This window comes from Enterobacter sp. MGH 4, assembly GCF_000534735.1.
Classification (GTDB): Bacteria; Pseudomonadota; Gammaproteobacteria; order Enterobacterales; family Enterobacteriaceae; genus Enterobacter; species Enterobacter intestinihominis.
Map to the genome: position 1 here is coordinate 253,344 of NZ_KI973289.1, position 17,995 is coordinate 271,338.

The following is a 17,995-nucleotide window of genomic DNA, read 5'->3' on the forward strand; positions in this document are numbered from 1 at the left end:
GAGATCATGACCTTAAAAGAATTACTCGTAGGCTTTGGCACCCAGGTACGCAGTATCTGGATGATCGGCCTGCACGCGTTTGCCAAACGCGAAACCCGGATGTATCCGGAAGAGCCGGTATATCTGCCGCCGCGCTACCGTGGCCGTATCGTGCTGACGCGCGACCCGGACGGTTCCGAGCGCTGCGTAGCCTGTAACCTGTGTGCGGTAGCGTGTCCGGTAGGCTGTATCTCTCTGCAGAAAGCCGAGACGGTAGACGGCCGCTGGTACCCTGAGTTCTTCCGCATCAACTTCTCACGCTGCATTTTCTGCGGTCTGTGTGAAGAAGCGTGCCCAACCACGGCGATTCAGCTGACTCCAGACTTCGAGCTGGGTGAGTACAAGCGTCAGGACCTGGTGTACGAGAAAGAGGATCTGCTGATTTCCGGTCCGGGCAAATACCCGGAATATAACTTCTACCGGATGGCGGGTATGGCAATCGACGGCAAAGATAAGGGCGAAGCAGAGAACGAAGCTAAGCCTATCGACGTCAAGAGCCTGTTACCGTAAGGAGAGGGCAATGGAATTCGCTTTTTATATCTGTGGCCTTATCGCCATCCTGGCTACGCTGCGAGTGATCACGCACACCAATCCGGTGCATGCGTTGCTGTATTTAATCATTTCGCTGCTGGCTATTTCCGGGGTGTTCTTTGCGCTGGGCGCGCACTTCGCCGGTGCGCTGGAAATTATCGTCTACGCGGGTGCCATTATGGTGCTGTTCGTGTTCGTGGTGATGATGCTCAACCTGGGCGGCTCTGAAATTGAGCAGGAACGTCAATGGTTAAAACCGCAGGTGTGGATTGGCCCGGCAATTTTGTCGGCCATCATGCTGGTGGTGATTGTTTACGCTATTCTGGGCGTTAACGACCAGGGCATTGACGGCACGCCAATCAGCGCCAAGGCTGTTGGTATTGCGCTGTTTGGTCCGTACGTTCTGGCGGTTGAACTGGCCTCTATGCTGCTGCTGGCGGGCCTGGTTGTTGCCTTCCACGTCGGTCGCGAAGAACGTGTTGGTGAGGTGCTGAGCAACCGCACTGATGACCGTGCGAAAAGAAAAACGGAGGAGCGCGCATGATCCCCTTAACACATGGACTGATCCTCGCTGCGATTTTGTTCGTTCTGGGCTTAACCGGTCTGGTTATCCGCCGCAATCTGCTGTTTATGCTGATCGGTCTGGAAATCATGATCAACGCTTCCGCGCTGGCCTTTGTGGTCGCCGGTAGCTACTGGGGCCAGGCCGACGGTCAGGTGATGTACATTCTCGCCATCAGCCTCGCGGCTGCCGAAGCGAGTATTGGCCTGGCGCTGTTGCTGCAGCTCCATCGTCGCCGCCAGAACCTGAACATCGATTCAGTAAGTGAGTTGCGTGGATGAACATGCTTGCCTTAACCATTATTTTTCCGCTGATTGGCTTCGTGCTGCTGGCATTTTCTCGCGGCCGCTGGTCTGAGAATCTGTCTGCCACCGTGGGCATTGGCTCAATCGGTCTGGCTGCGCTGGTGACAGCGTATGCGGGTATCGATTTCTTCAACAATGGACGTCAGGCCTACAGCGTGCCGCTGTGGAACTGGATGTCGGTCGGTAACTTCAACATCGGTTTCAACCTGGTGCTGGATGGTCTGTCTCTGACCATGCTCTCCGTGGTCACCGGCGTGGGCTTCCTGATCCACATGTTCGCCTCCTGGTATATGCGCGGTGAAGAGGGATACTCCCGCTTCTTCGCCTACACCAACCTGTTTATCGCCAGCATGGTGGTTCTGGTGCTGGCCGATAACCTGCTGCTGATGTATCTGGGCTGGGAAGGCGTGGGTCTGTGCTCTTACCTGCTGATCGGTTTCTACTACACCGATCCGAAGAATGGCGCAGCGGCCATGAAAGCGTTCGTCGTGACCCGTGTGGGTGACGTCTTCCTCGCTTTCGCGCTGTTCATTCTCTACAACGAACTGGGCACGCTGAACTTCCGCGAAATGGTGGAACTGGCGCCAGCTCACTTCGAAGCAGGCAACAACATGCTGTGGTGGGCAACGCTGATGCTGCTGGGTGGTGCTGTGGGTAAATCCGCACAGCTGCCGTTGCAGACATGGCTTGCCGACGCGATGGCGGGTCCAACCCCTGTCTCCGCGCTGATCCACGCCGCGACCATGGTCACCGCCGGTGTCTACCTGATTGCGCGTACCCATGGCCTGTTCCTGATGACCCCGGAAATTCTGCATCTGGTGGGTATCGTCGGTGCGGTTACGCTGGTGCTGGCAGGCTTTGCCGCGCTGGTGCAGACCGACATCAAACGCGTTCTCGCGTACTCCACCATGAGCCAGATTGGTTACATGTTCCTGGCGCTGGGCGTTCAGGCGTGGGACGCAGCCATTTTCCACCTGATGACGCACGCGTTCTTTAAAGCGCTGCTGTTCCTCTCATCCGGTTCGGTGATCCTGGCCTGCCACCACGAGCAGAATATTTTCAAAATGGGCGGACTGCGTAAGTCCATCCCGCTGGTCTATGTCTGCTTCCTGGTAGGCGGCGCGGCGCTGGCGGCACTGCCGCTGATTACCGCAGGCTTCTTCAGTAAGGATGAAATCCTGGCGGGCGCCATGGCGAATGGTCATATCAATCTGATGGTTGCGGGTCTGGTCGGTGCGTTTATGACCTCCCTGTACACCTTCCGTATGATTTTCATCGTCTTCCACGGTAAAGAACAAATTCACGCCCACGCAGGGAAGGGGATTACCCACCACCTGCCGCTGATTGTGCTGCTGGTACTCTCCACCTTCGTTGGCGCGATGATTGTGCCACCGTTGCAGGGCGTACTGCCGGCAACAACCGAGCTTGAGCACGGTCGCGTTCTGACGCTTGAAATCACCTCCGGCGTTGTGGCTATCGCGGGCATCCTGATTGCCGCATGGCTGTGGCTGGGCAAACGCACGCTGGTGACTGCCGTTGCCAACAGCGCGCCGGGCCGTCTGCTGGGCACCTGGTGGTACAACGCATGGGGCTTCGACTGGCTGTACGACATGATCTTCGTGAAGCCGTTCCTGGGCATTGCGTGGCTGTTGAAGCGCGATCCGCTGAACAGCATGATGAATATCCCGGCGATCCTCTCTCGCTTTGCAGGTAAAGGCCTGCTGTACAGCGAGAACGGCTATCTGCGCTGGTATGTGGCCTCCATGAGCATCGGTGCGGTTGTCGTGCTGGCGCTGCTGATGGTGTTGCGATAGTGGTTTTTGCCCGGTGGCGCTGCGCTTACCGGGCCTACGAGACCGTAGGTCGGGTAAGCGTGAGCGTCACCCGACACCACAAACCGCACTAACACGTGAATTTTGTCGAATTCGTTGAAAATCGGTCCCTGAGGGACTTTAACAAGGAATAAAAATCGCCATGTTATTACCCTGGCTAATATTAATTCCCTTCATCGGCGGCTTCCTGTGCTGGCAGACTGAACGCTTTGGCGTGAAGATGCCGCGCTGGATCGCGCTGATCACCATGGGATTGACGCTCGCGCTTGGCCTGCAACTGTGGTTGCAGGGTGGCTACTCATTGACCCAGTCTGCGGGCCTTCCGCAGTGGCAGTCTGAGTTCATTCTGCCGTGGATCCCACGTTTCGGTATTACGATCCACCTTGCGATTGACGGTCTGTCGCTGCTGATGGTCGTGCTGACCGGTCTGCTCGGCGTTCTGGCGGTACTCTGCTCCTGGCGAGAAATCGAAAAATACCAGGGCTTCTTCCACCTGAACCTGATGTGGATCCTGGGCGGCGTTATCGGCGTGTTCCTGGCCATCGACATGTTCCTGTTCTTCTTCTTCTGGGAGATGATGCTGGTGCCGATGTACTTCCTGATCGCGCTATGGGGCCACAAGGCATCCGACGGTAAAACGCGTATCACGGCGGCCACCAAGTTCTTCATCTACACCCAGGCGAGTGGTCTGGTGATGTTGATTGCCATCCTGGCGCTGGTGTTTGTGCATTACAACGCCACCGGCGTCTGGACCTTCAACTATGAAGATCTGCTGAAGACCCCGATGTCCCACGGTGTGGAATACCTGCTGATGCTCGGCTTCTTCATCGCCTTCGCGGTGAAAATGCCGGTAGTTCCGCTGCACGGCTGGCTGCCGGACGCGCACTCTCAGGCGCCAACGGCGGGTTCCGTTGACCTGGCGGGTATCTTGCTGAAAACGGCGGCCTACGGTCTGCTGCGTTTCTCCCTGCCGCTGTTCCCGAACGCCTCCGCAGAGTTTGCGCCGATTGCCATGTGGCTTGGCGTGATCGGTATCTTCTACGGTGCATGGATGGCCTTCACGCAGTACGACATCAAACGTCTGATTGCTTACACCTCCGTTTCCCACATGGGCTTCGTACTGATTGCCATCTACACCGGTAGCCAGCTGGCGTACCAGGGCGCGGTGATCCAGATGATTGCGCACGGCTTGTCCGCTGCCGGTCTCTTCATCCTGTGCGGTCAGCTGTACGAACGTCTGCATACCCGCGACATGCGTATGATGGGCGGCCTGTGGGGCAAAATGAAATGGCTGCCTGCACTCTCCATGTTCTTCGCGGTTGCCACCCTGGGTATGCCAGGTACCGGTAACTTCGTTGGCGAATTTATGATTCTGTTCGGCAGCTTCAAAGTGGTTCCGATGATTACCGTCATCTCCACCTTTGGTCTGGTGTTCGCCTCCGTGTACTCGCTGGCGATGCTGCACCGCGCCTACTTCGGTAAAGCGAAGAGCGAAATTGCTGCTAAAGAACTGCCGGGGATGTCGCTGCGTGAGCTGTCCATCATCCTGCTGCTGGTCGTACTGCTGGTGCTGCTGGGCTTCTATCCGCAGCCGATTCTGGATACCTCGCACTCCGCGATGGGTAACATCCAGCAGTGGTTTGTTAATTCTGCTTCTACTACAAGGCCGTAATTCGCCATGACAATAACTCCACAACAACTGATCGCGCTGCTACCGCTGCTGATCGTCGGATTGACGGTGGTGGTTGTGATGCTCTCCATTGCGTGGCGACGCAATCACTTCCTGAATGCGACCCTGTCCGTTCTGGGTCTGAACGCTGCGTTAGTCTCCCTCTGGTTTGTTGGCCAGGCGGGCGCAATGGACGTCACGCCGCTGATGCGCGTTGACGGCTACGCCATGCTCTACACCGGTCTGGTGCTGCTGGCGAGCCTGGCAACCTGTACCTTTGCGTACCCGTGGCTCGAAGGGTACAACGACAACAAAGAAGAGTTTTACCTGCTGGTACTGATTGCCGCACTGGGCGGCATTCTGCTGGCGAACGCGAACCACATGGCCGCGCTGTTCCTCGGTATTGAGCTGATCTCACTGCCGCTGTTCGGCCTGATTGGTTACGCCTTCCGCCAGAAACGCTCACTGGAAGCGGCTATCAAGTACACCATCTTGTCCGCTGCTGCGTCGTCGTTCCTGCTGTTCGGTATCGCGCTGCTGTATGCACAGACGGGTAACCTCTCCTTCCTGGCGCTCGGCAAGAGCCTCGGCGACGGCATGATGCATGAGCCGCTGCTGCTGGCGGGTCTGGGCATGATGATTGTAGGCCTTGGCTTTAAACTCTCTCTGGTGCCGTTCCACCTGTGGACGCCAGACGTTTATCAGGGTGCGCCAGCGCCGGTCTCTACCTTCCTGGCGACGGCGAGTAAAATCGCTATCTTTGGCGTGGTCATGCGTCTGTTCCTGTACGCCCCGGTGGGTGACAGCGAAGCGGTTCGCGTGGTGCTGGGCATTATCGCGTTCGTCTCCATCATCTTCGGTAACCTGATGGCGCTGAGCCAGACCAACATTAAGCGTCTGCTGGGCTACTCCTCAATCTCCCATCTGGGCTACCTGCTGGTGGCGCTGATTGCGCTGCAAAGTGGTGAGATGTCGATGGAAACCGTGGGTGTGTATCTGGCCGGTTACCTGTTCAGCAGCCTCGGCGCGTTCGGCGTCGTGAGCCTGATGTCCAGCCCGTACCGTGGGCCGGATGCAGATTCCCTGTTCTCCTACCGTGGTCTGTTCTGGCACCGTCCGATTCTGTCTGCGGTAATGACCGTGATGATGCTCTCTCTGGCGGGTATCCCGATGACGCTGGGCTTTATCGGTAAGTTCTACGTGCTGGCCGTCGGTGTGCAGGCGGGTCTGTGGTGGCTGACTGCCGGTGTCGTTATCGGCTCCGCGATTGGTCTTTACTACTACCTGCGTGTGGCTGTGAGCCTGTACCTGAGTGCGCCTCAGCAGCTCAACCGTGATGCGCCGTCCAACTGGCAGTACAGCGCCGGGGGGATCGTGGTGCTGATCTCCGCGCTTCTGGTGCTAATCTTCGGTATCTATCCGCAGCCGCTGATTGAGATTGTGCAGCGCGCGATGCCGCTGATGTAAAAGCAAAAAACCCGCCTCGGCGGGTTTTTTATTGCCCAACGGCGCTACGCTTGCAGGGCCTACAGGTCTTGTAGGTCGGGTAAGCGAAGCGCCACCCGACTAAGCTAACTGCTTCCTGCTTATAAGCGGCCCGTCAATCTTCTTCATCGAGCGGTCCAGCACCTCTTCAATCACCGACGACAGCTCATTCAGCTCAAACTTCGCCACATAGCCGTCAGCCTTCACTTTGCGTATATGATCTTCGTTCGCGTTGCCGGAAAGAGACGAGTGGATCACCACCGGAATATCTTTCAGTACCGGGTCAGTTTTGATTTTGCGCGTCAGCGTAAAGCCGTCCATCTCCGGCATTTCGAGATCGGTTAATACCAGGGCAATCTTATCGGTAACGGGGACGCCCTCAGCCTGAGCCTGCGCGGCCAGCTGAGTGATTTTCTCCCATGCGTCTTTGCCGGTGATATGCAGCTGAGCCGGGATCTCCATTGCCTGCAATCCCTTCTCCAGCATTGAGCGCGCTACTTTCGAGTCTTCAGCAACAATCGCGACAGAGCCAGGCTTGATGTTGAATTTGGTGGTTTCCAGATGGGTGGCGTGCAGATCGTGGTTCGCCGGGGTGATGTCATACAGGATCTGCTCCACGTCGAGCACCATTGCCAGATCGTTGGTATCGGTCTTATCGTCCAGACAGGCAATGCTGGTGATGTAGCGACCGCTGACGGCGGTTTCCGCGGCGTGCACCTGCTTCCAGTCGAGACGCATGATGTTCTCCACCGATTCCACGGCAAACGCCTGCACGCTGCGGGCATATTCGGTGATCAGCAAAATGTTTAGCCCGGTGGCTGGCTTGCAGCCGGCGACGGCGGCCAGATCGATCACCGGGATCACCTGGTCGCGAATATTTACCATCCCCATCAGCGGAGACTTCATTCCCGCTGGTTTGGTGAAGGTCGGCATCGGCACAATTTCGCGCAGTTTGAACACGTTGATGCCGAACAGCTCGGATTTATTTTCGTTCAGAGAGGTGCCAAGACGGAACAGCAACAGTTCAAAACGGTTGGACTGGGTCAGGTTCGCCCTGTCATCAATATCTTTCTGGAAATTATCCATTCTACCCTCAAGAGAAATGCTGGCCTTTTAATCGTTATCGGCACCCTGAGGGAAAAATGAAGGACTAAACGCTGACCTGAGCAAAATCTTCCGCCAGCTCGCATGCGGGGAACACCTCCCGACACTCTGCCAGCAGGCTTTCACAGCCGCGGACGTCATAGCGTGAGCTGACGTGAGTGACAATCAGTTTCCGGACGCCAGCCTCGCGCGCCAGCTGCGCGGCCTGACGCGTTGAGCTGTGCCCCCGGCTGTTGGCTTTTTCTTCCATCGCCGATTCCAGCGTTGCCTCATGCACCATCACATCCACACCCCCGGCAAGCCGGAGCGCCGAAGGGCAGGGGGCGGTATCCCCAAAAATAGCCAGTTTTTTGCCCGGCTGCGGCGGCGCAAGGTAATCCTGACCGTTGATGACGCGCCCGTCTTCCAGCGTGACGGTCTCGCCGTGCTTCAGACGCTGGAACAGCGGGCCAGGTTTCACCCCTTCGGCCTGCAACGCGGCGGCGTTCAGCGCCCCGGGCTTATCATGCTCCTCAACGCGATAACCGTAGCATTCCACCGGATGGTTAAGCGGGTAAGCGCGCACCTGGTAATCTCCGTCGTCGAACACCAGACCTTCGCCGATCTCAACCACCTCCAGCGGATAGTCGGTCCACGAGCCGCTCAGGCGCAGCGTGGTCTCAACGAATGCCTGAATACCCGCAGGGCCATAAATGGTCAGCGGGTTAGCGTTACCGGCCATCGAACGGCTACACAGCAGGCCCGGCAGGCCAAACAGATGGTCGCCGTGCAGATGGGTGATAAATATTTTATCCACTTTCCCCGGGTGGTATGAGGTATGCAGCAACTGATGCTGCGTACCTTCGCCGCAGTCAAACAGCCACAGCCCGCCGCGGGTAGGATGCTTAAGATCCAGCAGAATCGCCGTCACGTTTCGTGAGCGGGTTGGCACGCCCGCGGACGTACCCAGAAAAATCAGTTCCATAACGCAATCAGCCCTTTGCCGAATGGGAAGGGGTTTAGTATAACGTGATGAACCCCAGGAAGGAGAAACACATGATCCAGTGGCAAGATCTACACCACAGCGAACTGACTATTCAGTCACTCTACGCCCTGCTCAAACTGCGCTGCGAAGTTTTTGTGGTTGAACAAACCTGCCCGTATCAGGATATCGACGGCGATGACCTGGTCGGCGAGAACCGGCACATCCTCGGCTGGCGCGATAACGAGCTGGTGGCGTATGCGAGGATTCTGAAAAGCGAAGAGGATTTTGACCCTGTCGTCATTGGCCGCGTCATTATCAGCGGAAGCGTGCGCGGTGAAAAGCTGGGCTATCAGCTGATGGAAAAAACGCTGGACGCATGCCTGAAACGGTGGCCAGACAAGGCGTTATACCTGGGCGCGCAGGCGCATTTGCAATCATTCTATGGCCATTTTGGTTTTACCCCGGTCACGGACATTTACGATGAAGATGGCATCCCACACATCGGTATGGCGCGCGAAGCGAAACAGGCGCAATAGCGAGACGTTGTCTATAGTTATCGGACTGGTGTACTAACATGGAGAAAAATATGTCATTTCAATCCTGGGATACCCGAGCAGACGACGATTTAACGCTGTTAAGCGAAACGCTGGAAGAAGTACTGCGCTCTTCAGGCGATCCTGCCGATCAGAAGTACATTGAGCTCAAAGCCCGCGCCGAGCAGGCGCTGCATGACGTGAAAAACCGCGTCAGCAACGCATCCGACAATTACTACTACCGCGCCAAACAGGCGGTTTATCGTGCCGACGATTATGTGCACGAAAAGCCGTGGCAGGGCATTGGGGTCGGTGCGGCCGTAGGGCTGGTGCTGGGCCTGCTGTTAGCCCGTCGTTAAGCCGGTAAACCCCTCCCTACACGTGGGTACTGCTATTTATCATCAGTACCCCGTATAATGTAAGGTTTTAACAGGGAGAGGTTCGCGTGCATTCGATTTCCATCGCGCTGGAACGCCTGCGCACTCAGCTTGCGCAAGCGTTACCCGCTACACCCGGTTTACGCCATTTCGATGTCTCTTTCCCGTTAAACGACGCCTTCGATCCGCTGGCCTGGCTGGGTGTGCAGCGATGCTATCCCCAGTTTTACTGGCAACAGCGGAGCGGTGATGAAGAACTTGCCGCGCTCGGAAGCCTCGCCCATTTTGACTCTCTGGCCTCGGCCTCCCGGTTTTTGCACACCCATGACGTAGCCAATGATACCCGTATCTGCGGCCTGAACGCCTTCAACCCGGCACAGGGAAAGCTGTTTTTACCGCGCCTTCTCTGGCGACGGTCTGGCGGGGACGCCACGCTGCGCCTGCAACTGTGGAGCGAAACGTCGCTGTGTGACGATGCCGGTGACGCACTGAAGTTTATTGATAACCTGCGCGACGCCGCGCCGATCCGCCCGTTGTCCGTGCAGATTGTGCAGGAAACCCATCATCCGGAAAAACCGGAATGGCTGGCGTTGATTCGTCAGGCGACGGATACCCTTGCTCGCGGCGATTTTGAGAAAGTGGTGCTCGCACGTGCTACAGACGTGCAGTGCCAGCAGCCCGTGAACGCCATCGCGCTAATGGCCGCCAGCCGCGCGCTAAACCTCAACTGCTATCATTTTTGTATGGTCTTTGACGCCAGCAACGCGTTCCTCGGCTCGACGCCCGAGCGACTTTGGCGGCGACGCGGCATGCTGCTGCGCACTGAAGCGCTGGCAGGCACCGTCGCCAGCCATTCTGACGATAAGCAGGCCCAGCGTCTGGGCGACTGGCTGATGAACGACGACAAAAATCAGCGGGAAAATATGCTGGTGGTGGAAGATATCTGCCAGCGTCTTCAGCACCATACCCGGACGCTGGAGATCCTCCCAGCGCAGGTGCTGCGTCTGCGCAAGGTGCAGCATTTACGCCGCTGTATCTGGACCGAACTCAAACAGTCTGATGACGAGCAGTGTCTGCATATTCTGCAACCGACGGCGGCGGTGGCCGGGCTGCCGCGTCAGGCAGCGCGAGAATTTATTGCGAAAGTGGAGCCGTTTGACCGGGAGTGGTACGCCGGATCGGCGGGCTATTTATCGCGCGATCAAAGCGAGTTCTGCGTGGCATTACGCTCCGCCCGCGTTCATGACGCCGCGCTGCGTCTTTATGCGGGGGCGGGCATCGTCAGCGGCTCCGATCCAGAGCAGGAGTGGCAGGAGATCGAAAATAAGGCCGCCGGGCTGCGTTCCCTCCTCCTGAGGGATTAATACTGATTCGTGCAATCCCGATTCATATCAAAATTCTGACTTTTTCTATTATTTATACTGTGTCGCATTCTTGATACTGGACAATCTCATGTCAGTAAGTTCTTTTAACCGACGCTGGGCGACGGTGATCCTTGAAGTCCTGACCCGCCATGGTGTCAGGCATGTGTGTATTGCTCCGGGCTCTCGCTCCACGCCGCTCACCCTTGCTGCGGCGGAAAACAGGGCTTTTATTCATCACACCCATTTTGACGAGCGTGGTCTCGGCCACCTGGCGCTCGGGCTGGCGAAAGTCAGCAACGCGCCCGTGGCGGTGATAGTGACTTCCGGCACGGCGGTGGCAAACCTCTATCCGGCCCTGATTGAAGCGGGGTTAACCGGCGAAAAGCTGATTTTACTCACCGCCGATCGTCCTCCGGAACTTATTGACTGCGGCGCGAACCAGGCGATTCGTCAGCCTGGCATTTTTGCCTCGCATCCTTCACAGACGGTCTCGTTGCCGCGCCCCACCCAGGATATTCCCGCCAGCTGGCTGGTCTCAACTCTCGACCACGCCATGAACGCACTGCGCAGCGGCGGGCTGCACATTAACTGCCCGTTTGCCGAACCGCTGTACGGCGAAATGAACGAGACCGGCCTAGCCTGGCAACAGCAGCTGGGAGAATGGTGGGAGAGCGAAAAGCCCTGGCTGCGTGAGCAGACGCATCTGGAAAGCGCTAAGCAGCGCGACTGGTTCTTCTGGCGCCAGAAGCGCGGGGTGGTGATTGCCGGGCGGATGAGTGCGGCAGAAGGCAAGCTGGCGGCGGAGTGGGCACAAACGCTTGGCTGGCCGCTGATTGGTGATGTGCTTTCCCAGACGGGCCAGCCGCTGCCCTGCGCTGACCTCTGGCTGGGGAACGCGAAAGCGGTCACCGAGCTGGCGCAGGCGCAAATTGTCGTCCAGCTGGGCTCGAGCCTGACGGGCAAGCGACTGCTCCAGTGGCAGGCCACCTGTACGCCAGAAGAGTACTGGCTGGTGGATCCGCTCGAAGGACGCCTTGACCCGGCGCACCATCGCGGTCGCCGCCTGGTGAGCGATATTGACAGCTGGCTGGAATTGCATCCGGCGGAAAAACGCAAACCCTGGGCGGTGGAGATCCCGGCGCTGTCGCGTCAGGCGTGGGAACTCACCAAAGCGCAGTGCGAGGAGTTCAGTGAAGCCGGGCTGGCGCACCGTATCCGCAAATATCTTCCCGAGCAGGGGCAACTTTTTGTCGGTAACAGCCTGGTGGTGCGCCTGATTGACGCCTTTTCGCAGCTGCCCGCGGGTTATCCGGTATACAGCAACCGGGGCGCGAGCGGCATTGACGGGCTGATCTCCACCGCCGCTGGCGTACAGCGGGCCAGCGCAAAATCCACGCTGGCGATTGTGGGGGATCTCTCAGCCCTCTACGATCTCAACGCGCTGGCGCTCCTGCGTCAGGCGTCGGCTCCGTTCGTGCTGATTGTTGTTAACAATAACGGCGGACAGATTTTCTCCCTGCTGCCGACGCCGCAAAGCGAACGTGAGCGCTTCTATCTGATGCCGCAAAACGTGCAGTTCGAACACGCCGCCGCCATGTTCAGCCTGAAGTACCATCGCCCGGAAAACTGGGACGCGCTGGAGACGGCGCTGAACACCGCCTGGCGGCAGCCTGGCGCGACGCTGATTGAGCTGGTGGTAAACGATTCTGACGGCGCGCAGAAGCTACAACATCTGCTGGCGCAGGTGAGTCACCTGTGATCCTCGCTGGCGTCACTCAGCCCGGAAAATCAGGCTACCCCTGGCTGGTTTTCCTGCACGGTTATTCCGGTGACTGTCGTGAGTGGCAGATCGTTGGGGCGTCGCTGCATGACTACCCCAGACTCTACCTTGACCTGCCCGGGCACGGTGGTTCAGCGGATACGGGCGTGACGGGTTTTGCAGAGGTAAGTGAATTGCTCACGCATACCTTAATTAGTTACAACATACTAAATTACTGGCTGGTAGGGTACTCTCTCGGTGGCCGCATTGCGATGTTCCATGCCTGCCAGCATCCTGCGGGGTTAGACGGGGTGATTGTGGAAGGTGGACACCCTGGGCTGCAAGACGTCGAGGCGCGCCAGGCGCGGCTGACCTCGGACCGCCGCTGGGCGTCACGTTTTCGCAGTGAGCCGCTTGAAGCCGTCTTTGCCGACTGGTATCAACAGCCGGTCTTTACCTCCCTTACGGATGAACAGCGCAACGCGCTGATCGCGCTGCGTAGCCGGAACAACGGCCCGAGGCTGGCTGAGATGCTGGAAGCCACCTCGCTTGCCGTTCAGCCTGATTTACGTCCCGCGCTCACCGCGCGTGATTTTTCTTTCGACTATCTCTATGGCGAACGTGACGGGAAGTTTGCAGCCATCGCTGCTGAACTTAACGCCATGCGTCATGCTATCCCTCATGCCGGACACAACGCCCACCGGGACAACCCGGAAGCGGTTGCCGCGAGTCTGGCTCAGATACTGCGTTATCGAACAAAGGACACGCTATGATCTATCCTGATGAAAACATGCTTTACGCGCCGGTTGAATGGCAGGACTGCTCCGAAGGCTACACCGACATTCGCTACCACAAATCCACCGATGGTATCGCCAAAATCACCATCAATCGTCCACAGGTACGCAACGCGTTTCGTCCGCTGACCGTAAAAGAGATGATCCAGGCGCTGGCGGATGCACGCTACGACGACAACATCGGCGTCATCGTCCTCACCGGGGAAGGGGAGAAAGCCTTTTGCTCGGGCGGCGATCAGAAAGTCCGCGGCGACTACGGCGGATACCAGGATGATGCCGGCACGCACCACCTGAACGTGCTGGATTTCCAGCGCCAGATCCGCACCTGTCCAAAACCGGTGGTTGCGATGGTGGCAGGTTATTCCATCGGCGGCGGTCACGTGCTGCACATGATGTGTGACCTGACTATCGCGGCGGAAAATGCCATTTTCGGCCAGACTGGCCCGAAAGTTGGCTCCTTCGACGGCGGCTGGGGGGCATCCTACATGGCGCGCATCGTCGGCCAGAAAAAAGCCCGCGAAATCTGGTTCCTGTGCCGTCAGTACAACGCCCAGGAAGCGCTGGACATGGGGCTGGTTAACACCGTGGTGCCGATCGCCGATCTGGAAAAAGAGACCGTGCGCTGGTGTCGCGAAATGCTGCAAAACAGCCCAATGGCGCTGCGCTGCCTGAAAGCAGCCCTCAACGCCGACTGTGACGGTCAGGCGGGACTTCAGGAGCTGGCGGGTAACGCCACCATGCTGTTCTATATGACCGAAGAGGGTCAGGAAGGGCGCAACGCGTTCAACGAAAAACGCCAGCCAGACTTCAGCAAATACAAACGGAACCCGTAATGCGTCGCGCGCAGGTTTACCGCTGGCAGATACCGATGGACGCGGGCGTGGTACTGCGTGAAAGGCGGTTAAAAACCCGTGATGGCTTTTTCGTGCATCTCCGGCAGGGCGAGCGGGAAGGGTGGGGCGAAATCGCCCCGCTTCCGGGCTTTAGCCTGGAAACGCTGGATGAGGCGCAGGCGGCGCTGATGGCCTGGACGCACGAATGGCGTGAGGGGGCAGATCCGTCGCTGCCGGACGTTCCTTCCGTCGCGTTCGGCATCAGCTGCGCGCTGGCAGAGCTGGACGGCCGTTTGCCGGATGCGGCGAATTATCGCGCCGCGCCGCTCTGTTCCGGCGATCCGGATGAACTTTTCGCGCTGCTCTCCGGGATGCCTGGCGAGAAGGTGGCGAAAATTAAGGTCGGCCTGTACGAAGCGGTGCGCGACGGAATGGTGGTTAACCTGTTACTGGAAGCCATTCCCGATCTGCACCTGCGCCTGGACGCCAACCGCGCCTGGACGCCGCTCAGGGCGCAGCAGTTTGCGAAGTACGTCAACCCGGCGTACCGCAACCGCATCGCGTTTCTCGAAGAGCCGTGCAAAACGCGCGACGACTCTCGCGCCTTCGCCCGGGAAACCGGCATTGCCATTGCCTGGGATGAGAGCCTGCGCGAAGCCGGTTTTACGTTTGCCGCCGAGCCGGGCGTCGGTGCCGTGGTCATTAAGCCAACGCTGACCGGCAGCCTCGACAAGGTGCGCGAGCAGGTTGCGGCGGCCCATGCCGCAGGGCTGACGGCGGTGATCAGTTCATCCATCGAATCCAGCCTCGGGCTGACGCAACTGGCGCGCATCGCTGCATGGTTAACGCCGGACACCGTTCCCGGTCTTGATACGCTAAACCTGATGCAGGCCCAGCTGATTCGCCATTGGCCGGACAGCACCTTGCCGTGCCTCGATGTCGGGACGCTGGAGCCGCTGCAATGACTTTTACAGACTGGCCGTGGCGGCACTGGCGCTCCAGGAGTGCCGATACACCCGCGCTGCGTTTAGACGATATAACGCTCAACTGGTCACAGCTGGGCGAGCGTATCGATCGTCTGGCAGCCGGTTTTCAGTCTCAGGGTGTCAGGGACGGTGACGGCGTCATGCTGCTCGCCCACAACCATCCGCAGACCCTGCTGGCCTGGCTGGCGCTGCTTCAGTGCGGCGCCCGCATTTTGCCGGTGAACCCTCAGCTTCCCCGTCCGCTGCTGGACGTCCTCCTGCCGCAGATGACCCTGCGCTTTGCGCTGGTGCTTAACGGTGAGTATGACGGTCTGCCTGGGCTGGCATTAAGAGAGGGCGAGGAGCAGGGCGGGGTGACGTGGCGGGCAGAACGGCTGGCCTCAATGACGCTCACCTCCGGCTCCACCGGCTTGCCGAAAGCGGCGGTGCACACCTGTGCCGCCCACCTTGCCAGCGCAAAAGGCGTGTTGTCGCTGATGCCTTATGGCGGTGATGACGACTGGCTGCTGTCCTTGCCGCTGTTTCACGTCTCCGGTCAGGGGATTTTGTGGCGCTGGTTGCAGGGCGGAGGCCGTCTCACCGTGCGTGAAAAACAGCCGCTGGAGCAGGCCCTGCAGGGCTGTACCCACGCCTCGCTGGTGCCGACGCAACTGTGGCGGCTGCTCAATTCACACCATCCCGTCGCGCTGAAAGCCGTGCTGCTCGGCGGGGCGGAAATCCCCGTTGAGCTGACCGAACAGGCGCGCAAGCAGGGGATCCGCACGTTCTGCGGCTACGGTCTGACCGAGTTCGCCTCCACCGTCTGCGCCAAAGAGGCCGACGGCGCGTCGGACGTGGGCAGCGCGCTGCCGGGCAGAGACCTTCAGGTGGTGAACGGTGAAGTCTGGATCCGGGCGGAAAGCATGGCGGCGGGCTACTGGCGAGACGGCGCCTTACTGCCGCTGTTCAACGAGCAGGGCTGGTTCGCCACCCGCGATCGCGGCGAGTGGCATGACGGACGCCTGACCATTTTGGGCCGAATGGACAATCTCTTTTTCAGCGGCGGAGAAGGGATCCAGCCGGAAGCGCTGGAGCGCGTTATCGTCTCACATCCGCAGGTTAGCCAGGTGTTTATCGTCCCGCTGGATGACGCCGAATACGGGCAACGCCCGGTGGCGGTAGTGGAATGTGAGCCGGGCACGGATATCACGCTGTTGCCGGAGTGGGTTCAGGGCAGGCTGGCGCGCTTTGAGCAGCCGGTACACTGGCTGGCGCTGCCGTCAGAACTGAAAAATGGCGGGATAAAGATCTCCCGCCAGGCGTTAAGGCAGTGGGTCAATGCCCTGTTGAGGGGCTAATCAGCCGATATCCGGCTGCGGTTTCTGCTGGCGTCGACGCATCCAGCGCAGCACCGGCGGCACGACAATCACCATGATCGCCATCGCCAGCAGGATCTTCGTCACGCTGCTCTCCCACAGGATCGCCATGTTGCCATTGCTGATGGAGAGGGCGCGGCGCAGGTTCTGCTCCAGCATTTCCCCCAATACAAACCCTAAAATCAGCGGCGACATCGGGAAGTGCATCTTGCGCAGAATGTAGCCCAGCACGCCGAGCAGCACCATTAACACCAGGTCGAAGGTGGTGCTGTGCACCGCGTACACCCCAACCGCAGAGACGGCGGCGATGGCCGGGACCAGGAACCACAGGGGAATGGTCAGCATACGGGTGAATAGCCCGATCAGCGGGATGTTCATCACCAGCAGCATCACGTTGGCGATCAGCAGCGCCGCAATCAAGCCCCAGACGATATCGGGCTGCTCGGTAAACATCGCCGGACCGGGAGTGATGTTATAGAGCGTCAGGGCGCCCATCATCACCGCCGTGGTGCCGGAGCCCGGCACGCCGAGGGTCAGCATCGGGATAAACGAGCCGCAGGCCGAGGCGTTATTCGCCGCCTCCGGTGCCGCCACGCCGCGGATATCGCCTTTGCCGAAGCTGTCGCTGTTACCGCTCAGCTTTTTCTCGGTCATGTAGGTGATGGCGCTGGCGATAGTCGCCCCCGCGCCTGGCAGAATGCCGACGAAGAAACCGATCACCGCCGAACGCAGGGTGGCACCCACACACTGCGCCCCCTCTTTGGCATTAAAGAGCATACGTCCGGTTTTACGCACCAGCGTCTGCCCGCTGCTGGTATGTTCCAGCATCAGTAAGATTTCTGAGACAGAGAACAGACCAATCACCACGACGATAAACTGCACGCCGTCGGAGAGATGAACGCTGTCGAAGGTAAAGCGATAAACCCCGGTGTTGGCATCCACGCCGACGGTGGCCAGACTGAGGCCAATCAACGCAGACAAAAACGACTTCAGCGGATTCTGCGCCATCATGCTGCCGAGACATGCGATGGCAAATACCATCAGGGCAAAATACTCGGCCGGACCAAACGCCAGCGACCACTGGGCCAGCGCCGGGGCGAAGAGGATGATGCCGCCAATGGCGATCAGGGAGCCAAAGAACGAGCTGACGGCGGAAATAGAGAGCGCCACGCCGCCGCGTCCCTGTTGTGCCATCGGATAGCCATCCAGCGCGGTCATAATGGCGGCGGCATCGCCGGGAACGTTAAGCAGTATCGAGGAAATACGCCCCCCGTATTCGCAGCCGATATAAACCGTCGCCAGCAGGATCAACGCCGATTCCGCAGGCAGGTGCAGCGCAAAGGCCAGCGGCAGTAAAATCGCCACGCCGTTGATAGGCCCAAGGCCCGGCAGCAGGCCAACGATCGTCCCGACGAAACAGCCGATCAGGGCGATCACCAGGTTTTCCGGGGTCATCGCTACCGCGAACCCCTGAGAGAGATAGATCCAGGTATCCATAGCGTG

At 58.9% G+C, this 17,995-nt stretch carries 17 protein-coding genes; 14 read left to right on the plus strand and 3 right to left on the minus strand.

The window, feature by feature from the left end; all coding sequences use genetic code 11:
• The first annotated feature begins 6 nt into the window (after positions 1 to 6).
• The 6 genes from nuoI (at position 7) to nuoN (ending at position 6,405) form a co-directional block, all read left to right on the plus strand.
• On the plus strand, positions 7 to 549 hold the full coding sequence (gene nuoI / locus L350_RS20890) for an NADH-quinone oxidoreductase subunit NuoI (RefSeq protein WP_003861491.1): 543 nt from the start codon (positions 7 to 9) through the stop codon (positions 547 to 549).
• Between the two features lie 10 nt (positions 550 to 559).
• Positions 560 to 1,114, plus strand: coding sequence for an NADH-quinone oxidoreductase subunit J (gene nuoJ, locus L350_RS20885; protein WP_006176507.1), 555 nt, complete (start codon positions 560 to 562; stop codon positions 1,112 to 1,114).
• Positions 1,111 to 1,413 (plus strand): NADH-quinone oxidoreductase subunit NuoK, encoded by a 303-nt coding sequence (nuoK, locus tag L350_RS20880; RefSeq protein WP_006176506.1) that lies wholly within the window; start codon positions 1,111 to 1,113, stop codon positions 1,411 to 1,413. The genes nuoJ and nuoK overlap by 4 nt, the downstream gene beginning before the upstream one ends.
• On the plus strand, positions 1,410 to 3,251 hold the full coding sequence (gene nuoL, locus L350_RS20875; protein ID WP_032623866.1) for an NADH-quinone oxidoreductase subunit L: 1,842 nt from the start codon (positions 1,410 to 1,412) through the stop codon (positions 3,249 to 3,251). Before nuoK ends, nuoL begins: the two co-directional genes overlap by 4 nt.
• Positions 3,252 to 3,411: 160 nt before the next feature.
• Entirely contained in the window at positions 3,412 to 4,941 is a 1,530-nt protein-coding gene (gene nuoM, locus L350_RS20870; RefSeq protein WP_023300624.1) for an NADH-quinone oxidoreductase subunit M, read from the plus strand.
• Between the two features lie 6 nt (positions 4,942 to 4,947).
• A complete protein-coding gene (gene nuoN, locus L350_RS20865) occupies positions 4,948 to 6,405 on the plus strand; it encodes an NADH-quinone oxidoreductase subunit NuoN (RefSeq protein WP_022648825.1) in 1,458 nt (485 codons plus the stop codon).
• A 99-nt stretch (positions 6,406 to 6,504) separates the two neighbouring features.
• On the opposite strand, the gene L350_RS20860 is transcribed toward nuoN, so the two are convergent.
• Together L350_RS20860 and rbn are read right to left on the minus strand one after the other, a co-directional pair.
• The gene (locus L350_RS20860) at positions 6,505 to 7,509 is read right to left on the minus strand and encodes a chemotaxis protein (protein ID WP_023306639.1); all 1,005 of its coding nucleotides are present in this window, start codon (positions 7,507 to 7,509) and stop codon (positions 6,505 to 6,507) included.
• A gap of 64 nt (positions 7,510 to 7,573) precedes the next feature.
• Positions 7,574 to 8,491 (minus strand): ribonuclease BN, encoded by a 918-nt coding sequence (rbn, locus tag L350_RS20855; protein ID WP_032623867.1) that lies wholly within the window; start codon positions 8,489 to 8,491, stop codon positions 7,574 to 7,576.
• A gap of 71 nt (positions 8,492 to 8,562) precedes the next feature.
• Here rbn and L350_RS20850 point away from each other — a divergent pair, with 71 nt between their 5' ends.
• From L350_RS20850 to menE, 8 genes are all read left to right on the plus strand, one after another.
• Positions 8,563 to 9,027, plus strand: a complete 465-nt coding sequence (locus L350_RS20850) for a GNAT family N-acetyltransferase (protein WP_032623869.1) — start codon at positions 8,563 to 8,565, stop codon at positions 9,025 to 9,027.
• A gap of 50 nt (positions 9,028 to 9,077) precedes the next feature.
• Positions 9,078 to 9,383 (plus strand): stress response protein ElaB, encoded by a 306-nt coding sequence (gene elaB / locus L350_RS20845; protein WP_022648821.1) that lies wholly within the window; start codon positions 9,078 to 9,080, stop codon positions 9,381 to 9,383.
• 86 nt (positions 9,384 to 9,469) lie between these two features.
• On the plus strand, positions 9,470 to 10,765 hold the full coding sequence (gene menF / locus L350_RS20840) for an isochorismate synthase MenF (RefSeq protein WP_032623870.1): 1,296 nt from the start codon (positions 9,470 to 9,472) through the stop codon (positions 10,763 to 10,765).
• A gap of 88 nt (positions 10,766 to 10,853) precedes the next feature.
• The gene (menD, locus tag L350_RS20835) at positions 10,854 to 12,524 is read left to right on the plus strand and encodes a 2-succinyl-5-enolpyruvyl-6-hydroxy-3-cyclohexene-1-carboxylic-acid synthase (RefSeq protein WP_032623872.1); all 1,671 of its coding nucleotides are present in this window, start codon (positions 10,854 to 10,856) and stop codon (positions 12,522 to 12,524) included.
• A complete protein-coding gene (menH, locus tag L350_RS20830; RefSeq protein WP_032623873.1) occupies positions 12,521 to 13,297 on the plus strand; it encodes a 2-succinyl-6-hydroxy-2,4-cyclohexadiene-1-carboxylate synthase in 777 nt (258 codons plus the stop codon). Before menD ends, menH begins: the two co-directional genes overlap by 4 nt.
• Positions 13,294 to 14,151 (plus strand): 1,4-dihydroxy-2-naphthoyl-CoA synthase, encoded by an 858-nt coding sequence (menB, locus tag L350_RS20825; RefSeq protein WP_014832749.1) that lies wholly within the window; start codon positions 13,294 to 13,296, stop codon positions 14,149 to 14,151. The genes menH and menB overlap by 4 nt, the downstream gene beginning before the upstream one ends.
• Positions 14,151 to 15,116, plus strand: a complete 966-nt coding sequence (gene menC / locus L350_RS20820) for an o-succinylbenzoate synthase (protein ID WP_032623874.1) — start codon at positions 14,151 to 14,153, stop codon at positions 15,114 to 15,116. Before menB ends, menC begins: the two co-directional genes overlap by 1 nt.
• Positions 15,113 to 16,474, plus strand: a complete 1,362-nt coding sequence (gene menE / locus L350_RS20815) for an o-succinylbenzoate--CoA ligase (protein WP_032623875.1) — start codon at positions 15,113 to 15,115, stop codon at positions 16,472 to 16,474. Before menC ends, menE begins: the two co-directional genes overlap by 4 nt.
• Here the strand turns inward: menE and L350_RS20810 are convergent, their stop codons facing one another.
• Positions 16,475 to 17,989, minus strand: coding sequence for a tripartite tricarboxylate transporter permease (locus L350_RS20810; RefSeq protein WP_022648814.1), 1,515 nt, complete (start codon positions 17,987 to 17,989; stop codon positions 16,475 to 16,477).
• Between the last annotated feature and the right edge of the window lie 6 nt (positions 17,990 to 17,995).

What these genes read in the sequence shown, in the direction of transcription:
- menD (WP_032623872.1), top strand. Translation starts at nt 10,854, where the DNA reads ATGTCAGTAAGTTCTTTTAACCGACGCTGGGCGACGGTGATCCTTGAA.
- nuoM (WP_023300624.1), top strand. Translation starts at nt 3,412, where the DNA reads ATGTTATTACCCTGGCTAATATTAATTCCCTTCATCGGCGGCTTCCTG.
- rbn (WP_032623867.1), bottom strand. Translation starts at nt 8,491, where the DNA reads ATGGAACTGATTTTTCTGGGTACGTCCGCGGGCGTGCCAACCCGCTCA.
- L350_RS20810 (WP_022648814.1), bottom strand. Translation starts at nt 17,989, where the DNA reads ATGGATACCTGGATCTATCTCTCTCAGGGGTTCGCGGTAGCGATGACC.
- menB (WP_014832749.1), top strand. Translation starts at nt 13,294, where the DNA reads ATGATCTATCCTGATGAAAACATGCTTTACGCGCCGGTTGAATGGCAG.
- menE (WP_032623875.1), top strand. Translation starts at nt 15,113, where the DNA reads ATGACTTTTACAGACTGGCCGTGGCGGCACTGGCGCTCCAGGAGTGCC.
- nuoK (WP_006176506.1), top strand. Translation starts at nt 1,111, where the DNA reads ATGATCCCCTTAACACATGGACTGATCCTCGCTGCGATTTTGTTCGTT.
- elaB (WP_022648821.1), top strand. Translation starts at nt 9,078, where the DNA reads ATGTCATTTCAATCCTGGGATACCCGAGCAGACGACGATTTAACGCTG.
- nuoJ (WP_006176507.1), top strand. Translation starts at nt 560, where the DNA reads ATGGAATTCGCTTTTTATATCTGTGGCCTTATCGCCATCCTGGCTACG.
- nuoN (WP_022648825.1), top strand. Translation starts at nt 4,948, where the DNA reads ATGACAATAACTCCACAACAACTGATCGCGCTGCTACCGCTGCTGATC.
- L350_RS20860 (WP_023306639.1), bottom strand. Translation starts at nt 7,509, where the DNA reads ATGGATAATTTCCAGAAAGATATTGATGACAGGGCGAACCTGACCCAG.
- nuoL (WP_032623866.1), top strand. Translation starts at nt 1,410, where the DNA reads ATGAACATGCTTGCCTTAACCATTATTTTTCCGCTGATTGGCTTCGTG.
- L350_RS20850 (WP_032623869.1), top strand. Translation starts at nt 8,563, where the DNA reads ATGATCCAGTGGCAAGATCTACACCACAGCGAACTGACTATTCAGTCA.
- menC (WP_032623874.1), top strand. Translation starts at nt 14,151, where the DNA reads ATGCGTCGCGCGCAGGTTTACCGCTGGCAGATACCGATGGACGCGGGC.
- nuoI (WP_003861491.1), top strand. Translation starts at nt 7, where the DNA reads ATGACCTTAAAAGAATTACTCGTAGGCTTTGGCACCCAGGTACGCAGT.